The organism is Vibrio sp. TRT 21S02, from assembly GCF_050113675.1.
Taxonomy (GTDB): domain Bacteria; phylum Pseudomonadota; class Gammaproteobacteria; order Enterobacterales; family Vibrionaceae; genus Vibrio.
The window spans coordinates 70,884-84,107 of record NZ_JBNJOI010000001.1 but is presented as its reverse complement, the minus strand read 5'-3'; the positions used below and the strand labels follow the sequence as shown (position 1 = coordinate 84,107).

15 protein-coding genes are annotated in these 13,224 nt (G+C 43.9%); 7 read left to right on the top strand and 8 right to left on the bottom strand.

Annotation, left to right across the window (positions count from 1 at the left end; translation table 11 throughout):
• Positions 1-14: 14 nt before the first annotated feature.
• Positions 15-1,199 carry a pentaheme c-type cytochrome TorC gene (gene torC / locus ACQEXU_RS00505; RefSeq protein ID WP_367986840.1) on the bottom strand — a complete coding sequence of 395 codons (1,185 nt, stop codon included), beginning with the start codon at positions 1,197-1,199 and terminating at the stop codon, positions 15-17.
• A gap of 51 nt (positions 1,200-1,250) precedes the next feature.
• Complete coding sequence (gene torE / locus ACQEXU_RS00500) at positions 1,251-1,427, bottom strand: trimethylamine N-oxide reductase system protein TorE (protein ID WP_367986841.1); 177 nt, start codon at positions 1,425-1,427, stop codon at positions 1,251-1,253.
• 440 nt (positions 1,428-1,867) lie between these two features.
• Between torE and ACQEXU_RS00495 the strand changes: the two genes are divergently transcribed.
• Entirely contained in the window at positions 1,868-2,659 is a 792-nt protein-coding gene (locus ACQEXU_RS00495; protein WP_427009252.1) for an ABC transporter permease, read from the top strand.
• Between the two features lie 227 nt (positions 2,660-2,886).
• Here ACQEXU_RS00495 and focA read toward each other — a convergent pair whose 3' ends face one another.
• The gene (focA, locus tag ACQEXU_RS00490; protein WP_367989187.1) at positions 2,887-3,729 is read right to left on the bottom strand and encodes a formate transporter FocA; all 843 of its coding nucleotides are present in this window, start codon (positions 3,727-3,729) and stop codon (positions 2,887-2,889) included.
• A 427-nt stretch (positions 3,730-4,156) separates the two neighbouring features.
• On the opposite strand from focA, the gene ACQEXU_RS00485 reads away from it, so the two are divergent.
• Positions 4,157-4,393: a TIGR02647 family protein gene (locus ACQEXU_RS00485; protein ID WP_427009251.1), complete on the top strand. Its 237-nt coding sequence runs from the start codon at positions 4,157-4,159 to the stop codon at positions 4,391-4,393.
• 43 nt (positions 4,394-4,436) lie between these two features.
• Here the strand turns inward: ACQEXU_RS00485 and ACQEXU_RS00480 are convergent, their stop codons facing one another.
• Positions 4,437-4,865 (bottom strand): PACE efflux transporter, encoded by a 429-nt coding sequence (locus tag ACQEXU_RS00480; RefSeq protein ID WP_427009250.1) that lies wholly within the window; start codon positions 4,863-4,865, stop codon positions 4,437-4,439.
• A gap of 86 nt (positions 4,866-4,951) precedes the next feature.
• Here ACQEXU_RS00480 and ACQEXU_RS00475 point away from each other — a divergent pair, with 86 nt between their 5' ends.
• Genes ACQEXU_RS00475 through ACQEXU_RS00465 form a run of 3 tightly spaced genes read left to right on the top strand, consistent with a single transcriptional unit; the run spans position 4,952 to position 7,304 of the window.
• The gene (locus tag ACQEXU_RS00475) at positions 4,952-5,830 is read left to right on the top strand and encodes a LysR family transcriptional regulator (protein ID WP_367986845.1); all 879 of its coding nucleotides are present in this window, start codon (positions 4,952-4,954) and stop codon (positions 5,828-5,830) included.
• Complete coding sequence (locus ACQEXU_RS00470) at positions 5,827-6,645, top strand: NAD-dependent epimerase/dehydratase family protein (RefSeq protein ID WP_427009249.1); 819 nt, start codon at positions 5,827-5,829, stop codon at positions 6,643-6,645. Before ACQEXU_RS00475 ends, ACQEXU_RS00470 begins: the two co-directional genes overlap by 4 nt.
• A 17-nt stretch (positions 6,646-6,662) precedes the next feature.
• Positions 6,663-7,304, top strand: coding sequence for a YdcF family protein (locus ACQEXU_RS00465; protein ID WP_427009248.1), 642 nt, complete (start codon positions 6,663-6,665; stop codon positions 7,302-7,304).
• 143 nt (positions 7,305-7,447) lie between these two features.
• On the opposite strand, the gene serS is transcribed toward ACQEXU_RS00465, so the two are convergent.
• From serS to ACQEXU_RS00445, 4 genes are all read right to left on the bottom strand, one after another.
• Positions 7,448-8,755: a serine--tRNA ligase gene (gene serS, locus ACQEXU_RS00460; protein WP_427009247.1), complete on the bottom strand. Its 1,308-nt coding sequence runs from the start codon at positions 8,753-8,755 to the stop codon at positions 7,448-7,450.
• 96 nt (positions 8,756-8,851) lie between these two features.
• Positions 8,852-10,198: a replication-associated recombination protein A gene (locus ACQEXU_RS00455; RefSeq protein WP_427009246.1), complete on the bottom strand. Its 1,347-nt coding sequence runs from the start codon at positions 10,196-10,198 to the stop codon at positions 8,852-8,854.
• A gap of 6 nt (positions 10,199-10,204) precedes the next feature.
• Entirely contained in the window at positions 10,205-10,801 is a 597-nt protein-coding gene (gene lolA / locus ACQEXU_RS00450) for an outer membrane lipoprotein chaperone LolA (RefSeq protein WP_427009245.1), read from the bottom strand.
• 76 nt (positions 10,802-10,877) lie between these two features.
• On the bottom strand, positions 10,878-11,492 hold the full coding sequence (locus ACQEXU_RS00445) for an SEC-C metal-binding domain-containing protein (protein ID WP_427009244.1): 615 nt from the start codon (positions 11,490-11,492) through the stop codon (positions 10,878-10,880).
• Positions 11,493-11,644: 152 nt separating this feature from the next.
• Between ACQEXU_RS00445 and ACQEXU_RS00440 the strand changes: the two genes are divergently transcribed.
• Positions 11,645-12,220: a type II secretion system protein gene (locus ACQEXU_RS00440; RefSeq protein ID WP_427009243.1), complete on the top strand. Its 576-nt coding sequence runs from the start codon at positions 11,645-11,647 to the stop codon at positions 12,218-12,220.
• A 41-nt stretch (positions 12,221-12,261) separates the two neighbouring features.
• On the top strand, positions 12,262-13,221 hold the full coding sequence (gene dusC, locus ACQEXU_RS00435) for a tRNA dihydrouridine(16) synthase DusC (RefSeq protein ID WP_427009242.1): 960 nt from the start codon (positions 12,262-12,264) through the stop codon (positions 13,219-13,221).
• Positions 13,222-13,224: the final 3 nt, after the last annotated feature.

The window sequence follows — 13,224 nt, the reverse complement described above, 5'->3', positions numbered from 1 at the left end:
CCGTCTGACGCTTATTAGTGGTGGCCTTCAGCAAAATCTGAAGAGTGTTTCTGTAGGTATTTCAATACAAGTGCTTCACTGTCTGTATCGAAGTTCACGAATGCAAGCATACCGTTGAACATACCTGGCCATGTGTTGGCATCAAAGTGCGCTTCATCTGGTTGCGTGTGACATACAGAACAGTTTGTCTTATATGCTTCGCCCGCTTTTTCCCAGATAGGATTAATGTCGTTCAACATCGCTTCTTTCTTCATCCACACTTTCGCAGACACTTTTTCCCATGGCAGACCCGTTAGGTCATCCACTTTTTTCTCGCCTTTAGTCACGATGTCATCACTTAGTGCTGCTTCTTTAAGTAGCGAACCAACCGCGATATTCATACCGAAGTCTTCTTGGATTACACGACCAAAACCTTTCGCTTTACGCCAACCGTCAATTTCGACTTGCATCATGTCGCCTTGCTCATCCAGCACTTTCACTGTTGAAGCAGGGTTTAGCAGGCCAGCTTCTGTTTTACCTTCAGCATCGAAGTAAACAGGTAGGTGACGTACGCTCACAAGATCGCTGCCCATTGCGTAATCTGTGTTTGACGCTAATGCTTCAAGTTCGCCAACTATGCCACCAACGCTATCCATATTTGCAGGTAGGTGGTGTGCAATACCTTTGTGACAATCGATACAGCTTTGATCTTTTTCAGCCGCTTGCTTCATTTGAATACGAGCAGTTGGCTTCATCTTGTCCCAATTCATTGAGTCGTAATTGTGACAGTTTTTACATTCAAGAGACTTGTTAGCAGAGAAACGGTCCCATTCGTGCTTAGCAAGCTCGATACGGCGCTCTTCAAATGCGCCTGGTTCGTCATAGTTGCCAAAAATTTGTGCAAACACTTCTTTAGAAGCCTGCATCTTACGTGCAATTTTGTCTGTCCAGTTATGTGGTACGTGACAATCCGGACAGGTCGCACGAACACCAGAACGGTTTGACCAGTGGACAGTTTCTTGCAGCTCTTGGTATACGTTGTCACGCATTGTGTGGCAGCTAACACAAAATTCTTCAGTGTTTGTCGCTTCTAGTGCAGTGTTAAAACCACCCCAGAAAATAACACCTGCAATAAAGCCGCCCATCGTTAGCACGCCAAGGCTGATATGCACAGCCGGGCGCGTCATGGTACGCCAAAGTTTGATGATTAATGATTTCATGGTTTGCTCTCTAAAAAATCTGTTCTAAAAGTGTGGAATCGAACCTTTTGATCAACCGTGTGCGCCAGGAGGACCAAAGAAGAACACCTGAAGCATCCAAACGATGAAGCCGTAGCCACCGACGAATGCAACACTCAAGATTGGAAAGAGAACAACCGTAATGAAGAGGAAAGCTTTCCACTCCATGGAGTGTTTTTCACCACTCTCAATTTTATTAACATCACTCATACATTTGCCTATTTTGTATCTAGTGTTATTTGGTCACTTGCTAAGCAAGCGAAGTTTTTTTAACGTTATCTAATACAAAATGTTAGACCATACTCTTAGTAAGGTTCAATCAAATCCACTGTCTCAAACCTTGTTATTCAACACTTTTTTGAGCTCATCCAGAGATGTGTTGGAATAACAATTCATGTGTCTAAATGTGAACAGATATGAAAAAATAAGCACATTTCAATACTGTTAAAATGGACACAAACACGCAACATTTTGTATGTTAATCATCCACTCCGCCGCAGATATAACACGTAATACACATGCTATTAATCAGGTAGTTGTGTGCTGTTGGTTAGTAGAGATGTTAAATTTTCGATCTTAATTTTGACCGTTCATCCCTGAAAATAACAAGATGAAGTACAATGCTAGGAACTGCTTATTCCGGAGTCTGTATGAACAGCGTAGTTGATATTTCATGGACGTCATTAGGATTTTTCTTTCTTGCACTCTTGGTTCCATTTAGCATCAGTCGTTACCTCAAACTACAGCTTGAAAAAGACATAATCATCAGCGTAGTGCGTATGACGGTTCAGCTCATCTTAGTGGGCTTGTACCTTGAGTATTTGTTTACGCTAAACAGTCTCGTGGTAAACCTAGCTTGGTTGATGTTTATGGTCTTAGTAGGTGCTTCTTCCGTGATAGGAAAAGCATCACTACCGAAAGCGCGGCTGTTCTTACCGGTCAGCGCTGGACTCTCTCTTTCGTTGTTACCCGTGCTTGGGTCGATTATTTTGCTGATTGTTCAACCTCAACCTTTCTATAGTGCTCAGTACATGATCCCACTGGCTGGCATGCTGCTTGGTAACAGCTTAAGTGGCAACATCGTCGCATTGCAGAATTTGTTTACTTCTTTCCAAGAACGGAAGTCTGAATATGAAGCAGCAATCGCTTTAGGGGCATCAGCTCATTACGCATGTCTGCCATTTATCCGCAGCGCAATCCAAAAGTCTTTGGCACCAACATTGGCTTCTATGTCGACAATGGGACTGGTAACACTGCCCGGCATGATGACTGGTCAAATTTTAGGCGGCGCATCACCTATTATTGCGATCAAGTATCAAGCGATGATCATGATCGCGATCTTTGTCATGATGAGTCTTTCCACCACAATCTCTTTAACGCTGGCGGTTAGAAACTGCATCAACCCATACGGAAAGATATTAGTGTCATTGAAAAGCGAATAATGTACTGGTGAAATTACTCAAATGATATTGAAGATCTTATCCACAGATTTTGTGGATAACCCTATTAATCAAATGCATACAATTGGATAGCAACCATGATTGGGCAATTATTTGCCCAGCATACGTCTATACCTTCTAATGAAACTCATGGCTTATCGCAGACCATGTTTTTCGAATAATACGATCAAAAAAGGCTCGCAATGCGAGCCTTTTCCTTCAAATAGCAATTAGTCACGTAGATAGATTAACCAATACCAAACGCCAACAAAGAAACCACCACCAATGATGTTCCCCAAGGTTACCGGAATTAAGTTGTTCATCACGAAGTTCATCAGGTTAAGGTCTGCATAATCTGCAATGTTTGCTCCGGTTATCTGCCAAAAAGACTCTGGTGCAAAATATTTAATCCCAATGGCCATCGGTACTTGAAACATGTTTGCGATACAGTGCTCAAAACCTGCCGAAACAAACATAGCAACAGGAAGGATCATCACCATGATCTTATCTGTTAATGTACGACCACTGAAAGTCATCCACACCGCTACACAAACCAGTACATTGCACATAATGCCAAGCGCTACTGCCTGAAAAAAGCCGTGGTGCAATTTATGCTGCGAAATGGCCATCGCATTAAGACCTACTTTACCACCGTCAAACATATACTGTTTCGCCACCAGCATGCACCCAACCAGCAAAAGAGCACCAACTAGGTTACCGATGTATACAACGAACCAGTTTTTCGCGAGGGTTTTCCACGTAATTTTGCCACTGGCACGCGCAACCAAAGTTAATACAGAACTGGTAAATAGTTCTCCCCCAGTCACGACCACTAAAATAAGGCCTAAGCTAAATGCTAGCCCACCAATCAATCGACTCAAACCCCAAGCCATGTCTCCTGTGCCTGTGGTTACAGTTGTATAGAAAATGAAAGCAATACCGATATGAATACCTGCAGATATGGCTAACAAAAAGGATTTAACAGGATCTTTGGTTGCTTTACCCACACCGATTTCAGCGGCACGTTCAGCCATTTGCGGCGGTAATAGAGAGTCAAATTGGTTCAAGTTCATCATAGTGGAAACATTTAGAAACATGTAATCGAGTGGGCGCGGATAATCTCGCTATTCAATTAAAGATTCAAGTGCATTTTCCAATGTTTACCAAAAATGTTTTTAATGCGACATTTTCTCTATTCCAGCTCTGAATATCTCTGAATGAAAATAGATAACACTCAACAATAGAAGGCATAAACAAACCAATAAAAACAATGAGTTATGCATTGTTTTTATTTAGTAAATTTAAGATTACTCTTCTTTAGTTTAATTACTCATAAACAATTGAATTTATATAACAAATAGCTATTAGTGCAACACACACTGCGTCTTCTTCCCCACCCACCATAGATTCCTCACACAGCTAACATTTCTGCACTTATTGCATTGCGTACTATGGCAATCAAGATTAACGTCAGTATTAATGACAATAGAAGGACATCCTATGAAATATCTTCCTGAGCATTTAGCCGAATTAAACCTAATACTGCAGTTCGACATTAGCAGCGCGGCCACAGGTATCAAAGTTCATCATGACGCAGCCCAAGATATGCAAGATGCAGTTAAGAAGCTGTATGAAAAAGGGTTATGCACTTTACCGGATGGGGGTTACTTAACCAGTGAAGGTATCGAAGTGGCTGAACATGCCGACAAGATTTTGCGAGTTTTGACTAGCCGCTAAAAAAACAGACTTGCTGCCGACCTAGGCAGCAAGTCACTTCATTTCAACCTAGCTCCGAGTACCTGACCCACTTTTTATACGGCTGATATTTGTCGTAACACCAGTTAAACGCCGTCGCATAGAAAAAGAAGAAGATCAAAAAACCAGCCTCTAGCATTAATGCATTCACAATGCTGATCTGCAAAAACCAAGCAATAGTGGGCACCGTAATAAAAATTAACCCACCTTCGAACCCTGCAGTGTGACCAATTCTCATTGCAAGGCTTCGCCCTTCTCTTTCCGCTGAAATGTATCTATCAAAGCCAAGGTTATATACGTAGTTCCAAGCGACTGTAAACACGCTAAGCCCGACACCAACAATGACTAAATCACCACTTTCCGTCCCGGTGACGAGGGACGTTATTGGCACAATCAGCATCAATGCAAGTGCTTCAAACAATATCGCGTGGAAAATTCGTTCATTCGTTTTCATGTTATCTCTAAATAGTGGCTGGATCTTCGAGCATATTCATCTAACATGGAGATAATAAAAAGTTACTATCCATCTGCATAAGAGATATGTTTAATTTAGAACAGCTTGAAGCTTTTGTTGTCACTGTAGAAACGGGATCATTTTCAGCTGCAGCACGGCAACTTGGCAAAGTTCAATCGGCCATCAGTCAACATGTCATCAACCTTGAAATTGATTGTGGGTTTGAGCTATTTGATCGGCAAGGGCGCTACCCCAAGCTAACTCATCAAGGTGAACACCTTCTGCCTTTTGCTCAAGCCACCTTAGCGCAGCATCAACGATTTTGTAACAGCGTTACGATGCTGGAAGAAAATGGACACCATCAGATATCAATTGCCATCGATGAAGGTCTGCCGCTTAATAACTTAGCGAAAGTTGTGGACAGTTTTTGCCAACACTACCCCAACGTAGAGCTGGAATTCCTTACCGCCTCCAGCAGTGATGTGATAGAAATGGTCGAATCCAAACGCGTCAGTACCGGCCTTATTTTCAGTGAACTCCACTTACCACAAGGGATCGATTTTGAATCTATCGGCAGCGTAGAATTTGACGTCTACGTCGGTATACACCACCCACTTGCAGCCGTCAAAACCCAACATATCGATCAACTTCGCCTTCACCGCCAACTGCTGTTGCGTTCAAAAAACGGCAAAACAAGTAGCTTTATGACCCCTTTAAGTCCAGATGTATGGCATGCAGATAATTACTATGTTTTACTCGAGTTAGTCAGCGCCGGAATCGGCTGGACATTGCTACCTGTCCATATCGCATTGCCCATGTTAGAAAGTGGCCAACTGATACGACTTCCAATACAGTTTGAACAATTATCTTGGTTAGCAAATGTCGATGTCATTCAACACCAAACATCGAGTTCATCCGTAATTAACACAGCTTTGCGATCACAATTGAGGGAGTTATTGAAATGAAAGCAATCGCCATTATCGGTGCAGGATGGTTAGGAAAGCCTCTAGCACAATATCTCGACAGCATCGGACACCAAGTCTGGGTCACAAGCACCACTAAAAAAGGGGCTGATACATTAGCTCAAAGCGGCTTCAATGCGTTTGTTTGTGATCTTAATGATGCCAAAGAGCTAGATACTCAACTCAAGCAATTAAACATCGAGATCATAATTGGCTGCTTCCCTCCTGGTTTTCGCAAAGGTTACGGAAAACAATATGCAACGCAATGGCAAACACTTAGCCAAGCTGCGCAGAAAGCCAAGGTGGGTAAACTGGTGATGGTCAGTTCAACCACCGTTTATCCATCCTCACCCACCGATATGGCAGAACCGTGCGCGTCTTTAGAAACAGCAAGGCATAATTCTCAGTTCAGCGAAAATGCAGTAACAATGCTTGAGGCGGAAGCCTCTGTCATTCAAAGTGATGTTGAATATGCTATCGTGCGATGCAGTGGGCTTGTTGGTCCTAATCGCCATCCATCTAACTTTGTCAGCAAATTAAAACAAGTGAGCGACGTAGCACCCGCCAATATGCTGCATCTGACCGATGCGATTGGAGCGGTAAGTTTTGCAGCCCTACAAATTAAAAATGAAATCGTTAATGCCACAACACCAAACACAGTGAATAAAGCTGAGTTTTACCAAGCTGCATTAGCGAGCGTTGATTCAACAGAGCCACTACCAAACATTGTCTCTAAACCAGATAAACGCATCATCGCCGACAAGTTGATCGGCTTAGGTTATCGCTTTCATTTCCAACATGTGTTGGAGATTATCTAACCCTTTGAGGAGCAGTCATGCGTCAGTACCTCTTTCGTCACATTGAAAACCTTTGGGACTACCTTCAAATGCATCAGCAAATCACCCCCGCTGATTGCTTATTTGTTTTATGCAGCAATGATTTACGCGTCGCGGAATACGCAGCCCAACTTTACACCAGTGGATTCGGGAAAAAGATCATTTTTTCAGGTGGCCTAGGCCGATTCACAGAGGGAGTATTTGAGAAATCAGAAGCAGAAACCTTCGCAGCCATTGCAAAAGACTGCGGTGTGCCAGCCAGCGATATAATCCTTGAGACTCAGTCATCCAATACGGGTGAAAATGTTACACTCACCGCTCAAAAGCTCGCAGAGCAGCAACTTCACTTTGATTCTTTTCTACTGGTTCAAAAGCCATTTATGGAGCGCCGTGCTTACGCCACCTTTAAGCAGCAGTGGCCACATGGTGAGCCGAAAATACAGGTCACCTCACCAACAGCCCCATTCTTTGATTATCTAAGTGAGGAGATGCATCTAGATATGGTGTTAACGGCTATGCTGGGTGATTTTGAACGCATCAAAAGCTACCCAAAAATGGGATATCAAATTGAGCAAACGGTTCCAGATGATGTCGAGTCTTCATATCAATACATTCGACAGAACTATCCCCGTGAAGCGTAACGGCGTCATACAATAACTTGCTGCATAAAAGCTAAAATGCGGTGGAGAACCAACTTACTCTCACCGCAGTCAACACAAAATGACAAATAAAAAAGCCGCTCACCTAACGTGAGCGGCTTTTAGTTTATGCGTTATCTATTTCATTAACCGATGTGCGTTGCGCCAGCCATGTACTTCTGAAGTACTGCTGGGATTGCGATACGACCATCAGCTTCTTGGTTGTTCTCTAGGATTGCAACCATAGTACGGCCAACCGCTAGACCAGAACCGTTTAGCGTGTGTACAAGCTCAGGTTTCTTCTCGCCTTTACGACGGAAACGCGCTTGCATACGACGCGCTTGGAAGTCCCACATGTTTGAACAAGATGAGATTTCACGATAAGTCTCTTGTGCTGGAACCCATACTTCTAGGTCGTAAGTCTTACGAGCACCGAAGCCCATGTCACCAGTACACAGAACCACTTTACGGTAAGGTAGCTCTAATAGTTGTAGAACTTTCTCAGCGTGGCCAGTTAGCTCTTCTAGCGCATCCATTGAATCTTCTGGACGAGTGATCTGAACTAGCTCGACTTTGTCGAACTGGTGCATACGAATTAGACCACGAGTATCGCGACCGTAAGAACCCGCTTCAGAACGGAAACATGGCGTATGCGCTGTCATCTTAAGCGGTAGATCAGCTTCGTCAGAAATCGTGTCACGAACCATGTTAGTTACTGGTACTTCTGCCGTTGGGATCAGAGACAGTTTACGCGGCTCTTCGTCATTCACTTTCTCTTCTAATGGTTCAGTGTGGAACAGGTCTTTACCAAATTTTGGTAGCTGACCAGTACCAAATAGGCTATCTGAGTTCACTAGGTACGGTACGTACATTTCAGAGTAGCCATGTTCTTCTGTGTGAAGGTCTAGCATGAACTGAGCAATTGCGCGGTGTAGACGAGCGAATTGCCCTTTCATAACGATGAAACGCGCACCCGTGATCTTTGTCGCGCTCGCGAAATCAAGACCGCCACCTATTTCACCAAGATCAACGTGATCTTTTAGTTCGAAGTCGTAAGTTTTTGGCTCACCCCAACGAGAAATCTCTACGTTGTCATCTTCGTCTTTACCGTCTGGCACATCATCAGCTGGCAGGTTTGGTACAGAAAGCGTGATCTCTTCTAGTTTTGCCATGACCGCATCAAGTTCAACTTTTTTCGCATCAAGATCGCTACCTAGAGTACCGATTTGCTTCTTGATCTCTTCAGCGCCTTCTTTATCACCAGCAGCCATTTTCTGGCCAATTTGCTTGGAAATGGAGTTACGCGTGGATTGTAAATTTTCAACTTCTACTTGAATGGATTTACGTTGTTCTTCAAGTGTACGGATTGTCTCTACGTCTAGCTTAAAGCCACGACGTGCCAGTTTTGCAGCTGTTTCATCCAGCTCTGTACGAAGTAATTTAGAATCCAGCATTGTTAATCCTATGCTTTTTAGTGGTGAAAGAACGTGCCTGCATCATGCAGGCACGTTTAAAATTTTTAACCGAATAAATGTATCCAAAAAAGGCGGTTATTCATAGCGCTTTTGTGGGCTTTTTGCGTCTAAATTAGCCAAGTAATCTAACTTCTCAGCAATTTTACTCTCAAGTCCACGATTTGTAGGATGGTAGTATTGTGTCCCTACCATTTCTGGCGGTAAATATTGCTCACCTGCCGCATAGGCGCCAGGCTCATCATGAGCGTATCGATACTCCGCACCATAACCGAGATCTTTCATCAAGTTCGTTGGCGCATTACGCAAATGAGGCGGGACTTCATACTCTGGTTGGTTATGTGCATCTACAAGCGCTTGTTTCCAAGCGGTATATACCGCGTTGCTCTTCGGAGCACACGCTAAATAGACGATGGCCTGCGCAATCGCTCGCTCGCCTTCTGCTGGGCCAACGCGAGTAAAACAGTCCCACGCAGACAATGCAACTTGCATGGCGCGAGGATCCGCATTGCCCACATCCTCAGAAGCAATCGCAAGCAATCGACGCGCGATATACAGTGGATCGCAGCCCGCACTGATCATTCGCGCCGCCCAATACAGTGCTGCATCAGGGTTTGACCCTCGAATAGACTTGTGAACTGCAGAGATCAAGTCGTACCAAATGTCCCCTTTGTTATCGAAGCGAGAAACCTTCTCCCCTGCAACTTCAGCGAGCAGAGGTAAGGTAATTTGCTTAATGCCCTGCTCATCTTCTTCTGCCATATCGTAGAGCAGTTCAAGATAGTTAAGCGACATTCGCGCATCACCGTTAACCAACTCCGCTAAACGATCCAATACGTTATCAACAAAATTCACGGCAACATTTCCCAGTCCCCGCTCTTCATTTTCTATTGCTTGCTTCAAGGTTTGTTGGATATCGTCTTTTGCTAGAGACGTAAGTTTGTAAACACGCGCTCGTGACAGTAAAGCGTTGTTCAGCTCAAACGATGGGTTTTCTGTTGTCGCCCCAATAAACGTCACTGTCCCGTCTTCAATATGGGGTAAAAAAGCATCCTGTTGGGATTTATTAAAACGATGGACCTCATCGACAAACAAAATGGTCCGGCGACCTGCCATTTTATTTTCACGCGCTTTTTCGATAGCCGCACGGATTTCTTTCACACCAGAAGTCACCGCCGACACTCGCTCTACTTCTGCATTGGCATAATTTGCTGCCACTTCGGCGAGCGTGGTTTTCCCTGTCCCCGGAGGTCCCCAGAGAATCATCGAATGTACGTGGCCTGCCTCTAACGCACGGCGCAGTGGTTTACCTGGGCCCAAAATATGTTGCTGCCCAATATACTGCTCCAGTTTTTCTGGGCGCATTCTAGCAGCAAGGGGACGAAAATCTTCGTCCCCTGAAAAATCAAACGCGTAGTTGCTCACTGAGGATTAGTTCCTTTGGTCATCAACTTCTACCCCCTGAGGGATAACAAAAGTAAATCGGTCTGCTTTTGGTTTTGTTAGCTTCATATTCTCAAAATGGAACGCACTTTTCTGCCCATCTTGTTCCAAAACGGTGAAACCTTTTACCGCACCTTTGTTGTCAATTTCGAGATTAAACTGCCCTTGATTCGAGCCTTTTGCTGTTGGTGTTAACGTAAACACATCCCCTTTTTGCTCAACGTTGTAATTGCTCCAGTCGCTTGCACGGTTACGTGTGAGAAGAACAAATGGTGTCTGTTCAGTGGCTTGCTCTTGCCAGTAAATGCTGACTTGCTCAATAAACGGGCTGTAATACCACAGTGTTTTACCATCTGAGACCAATACGTTTTCATCAGGCATTGTGGTTGTCCAACGGAATAAGCTTGGGCGAGCAATCTCTACTTTCCCTTCCCCTTCCATGACAACATCACCTTCAGGGCTGACAACTTGTTGTGTAAAGTCGGCACTAAAACCTTCTGTCAGTTGTAAACGTTCACTTAGCTCATCTTTTGGCGCTGAGGCCACAGATAAACTAACAAACAACAAAGCGAAGAGTTTTTTCATTCAGGATACTCCGTTAGCCATCTCTTATGTAACGATGATGACTGATTAGAAAGATTCTATGTTCACGTAACGTCAGCTATTTGCCACAGCACTGTTTAAACTTATTGCCGCTACCACAAGGACAAGCATCATTGCGCCCCACATCTTTATATGGGTTGACACTTTGAGATTGCAACCCCATTTGCGCAGCGTCTGCTGCATGAGCCACTTCATTAATCATGAGATCAATCTGTTCAACCATATCTGCAAGGCAAGGGGGCTGTTCTACGCCTGCTTCTTTCATCTGTAACTGTGTTTGAGGTTCATCGATTGCGAGCATCATGGTGGTTAATAGCGCCTGTAACATCCGCAAGGTGCCATCTCCAACTTGTATTTCAAACCATTGCGCTTCGATTTGAGGCCACAAAGACATGAAACCTTCAGCTAAATCAGCAAGTGATTCAGTTTGCTGCTTCCCTTCAACCAAGTTCAAAACTGAGTATTCGTTTCGTTTAAGCTGGTTGTATTGAAGGTTAATCTGTTCGACCACAAGATCTTTCATAGATTCAGCATCATCACCAAATATCTCTTTTAGCCAACTTTCAGGATCAAGAGGTTTTGTTGCTAAGTTTGCCGCTAAGATAACTCCTTCGATAAATAGAGGAGACTCCTGATGTTGGCCTTCTGGTAAGCAGATAATCTGATAACTCATAGTGAACTTCTGTTATTTCTAAAATTATCGGCATTATACCTGTTACCCGCAAAGATACGAATGCCTACCTAACGCATAATTTTATCTTTTAGTTTTGAATTTATATATTAATAAACATAATATGATTTCAACTAAACCAATGCGCTATTAACATGAATAAGAGATCAGGTTTTACTCTAATAGAATTAGTTGTTGTGATTGTCATTTTAGCGATCTTAGCCGCCTTCATCATGCCTAAACTCGTCAATTTTCAAAGAGATGCCCATGCCAGTCGTGCAAGTACCGCATTTTTAAACTTTACTTCAGCAACCGTCCTATTTCATACAAAATGGTTAGTTGAAGGTGAGCCCGCAGTTACTCAGATTGTCGATTATGGGCAAGAAGATATTTATCCTTCCGCACAAGGTTTTCCCATTTCTGTGAATCAGCTTCCTCTTAACGATGGACAGGCCATTCGTGGCTCTGACTGCGTTGCATTGTGGCAAGCATTACTCAGCACTGACATCACTATTCGTTCTCAGACCACTACAGGTACGGTACTACCTTCTACTACTGACATTGTTAGTTGGTACACGAGCCAGAATGAGTGCTACTACTATTACACTACTGGCTATTCAGCCGATGAAAATCTTCCTATTCTTTACTACTCCCCACTCACTGGTGAAACACGTATCACCAGCTCACGAGCATCCTCTACACCACAAATGCCATTGACCTTCCCTGAGTAAGCCGAATACAATCTCGCCTTCATTTTTTAAGGCGATTGTATATGCGAGTTGTTTTGGGCCCGATGGAGGGCGTACTTGATCATTTAATGCGTGAGATCCTCACCAATATTAACGACTACGATCTCTGCGTGACGGAGTTCGTACGCGTAGTTGACCAAGTATTACCAGAGCACGTGTTCAAACGTCTTTGTCCCGAATTAGATCAAGGCTCACAAACGAAGTCCGGTGTACCTGTTCATATTCAATTGCTTGGCCAAGATCCGAAGTGGATGGCAGAAAATGCTGTTGTAGCGGAAAACCTTGGTGCCAAAGGTATTGACCTCAACTTTGGTTGCCCGGCTAAACTGGTCAATAAAAGCAAAGGTGGCGCTGCATTATTACAACATCCAGAGTTGATCTACCGAGTGGTAAAAGCGTGCCGAGACGCCGTGTCAAAAGATATTCCGGTGACAGCTAAAATTCGCCTTGGTTGGGAAAACCCTGAAGACTGTTTTGAGATTGTCGATGCTATTCAAAGCGCAGGTGCAAATGAACTCACGGTTCATGCACGCACGAAGCAAGGCGGCTACAAAGCAAGTGAAATAAAGTGGGAATACATCAACCAAATTCGCGAGCGCTTCTCTATTCCGCTGATCGCAAATGGTGAGATTTGGAACTATCAAGATGGCCAAGCATGTCGTGAGGTCACTGGTGTCGACTCGCTCATGGTATGTCGCGGCGCCTTTAATGTGCCGAACTTAGGTAATGTGGTAAAACACAACCACGCACCAATGCCTTGGCACGAGGTTGTTGATCTATTACTTGAGTATTCTCGTTATGAGATGAAGGGCGACAAAGGTCTTTACTATCCAAACCGAGTCAAACAATGGTTCTCGTACCTTCGTCAGCAATACCCTGAAGCTGCCGAGTTATTTAGAGAGATCCGTACCTTTAACAAGGCAGAGCCGATTGTAAACTATATACAACACTATCAAGCACAACTGCTTCAAACTGCAAATTAGGCG

Excerpts from the sequence above, each read along its gene's own strand:
- torC (WP_367986840.1), bottom strand. The coding sequence starts at position 1,199 with ATGAAATCATTAATCATCAAACTTTGGCGTACCATGACGCGCCCGGCT.
- torE (WP_367986841.1), bottom strand. The coding sequence starts at position 1,427 with ATGAGTGATGTTAATAAAATTGAGAGTGGTGAAAAACACTCCATGGAG.
- ACQEXU_RS00495 (WP_427009252.1), top strand. The coding sequence starts at position 1,868 with ATGAACAGCGTAGTTGATATTTCATGGACGTCATTAGGATTTTTCTTT.
- focA (WP_367989187.1), bottom strand. The coding sequence starts at position 3,729 with ATGAACTTGAACCAATTTGACTCTCTATTACCGCCGCAAATGGCTGAA.
- ACQEXU_RS00485 (WP_427009251.1), top strand. The coding sequence starts at position 4,157 with ATGAAATATCTTCCTGAGCATTTAGCCGAATTAAACCTAATACTGCAG.
- ACQEXU_RS00480 (WP_427009250.1), bottom strand. The coding sequence starts at position 4,865 with ATGAAAACGAATGAACGAATTTTCCACGCGATATTGTTTGAAGCACTT.
- ACQEXU_RS00475 (WP_367986845.1), top strand. The coding sequence starts at position 4,952 with ATGTTTAATTTAGAACAGCTTGAAGCTTTTGTTGTCACTGTAGAAACG.
- ACQEXU_RS00470 (WP_427009249.1), top strand. The coding sequence starts at position 5,827 with ATGAAAGCAATCGCCATTATCGGTGCAGGATGGTTAGGAAAGCCTCTA.
- ACQEXU_RS00465 (WP_427009248.1), top strand. The coding sequence starts at position 6,663 with ATGCGTCAGTACCTCTTTCGTCACATTGAAAACCTTTGGGACTACCTT.
- serS (WP_427009247.1), bottom strand. The coding sequence starts at position 8,755 with ATGCTGGATTCTAAATTACTTCGTACAGAGCTGGATGAAACAGCTGCA.
- lolA (WP_427009245.1), bottom strand. The coding sequence starts at position 10,801 with ATGAAAAAACTCTTCGCTTTGTTGTTTGTTAGTTTATCTGTGGCCTCA.
- ACQEXU_RS00445 (WP_427009244.1), bottom strand. The coding sequence starts at position 11,492 with ATGAGTTATCAGATTATCTGCTTACCAGAAGGCCAACATCAGGAGTCT.
- ACQEXU_RS00440 (WP_427009243.1), top strand. The coding sequence starts at position 11,645 with ATGAATAAGAGATCAGGTTTTACTCTAATAGAATTAGTTGTTGTGATT.
- dusC (WP_427009242.1), top strand. The coding sequence starts at position 12,262 with ATGCGAGTTGTTTTGGGCCCGATGGAGGGCGTACTTGATCATTTAATG.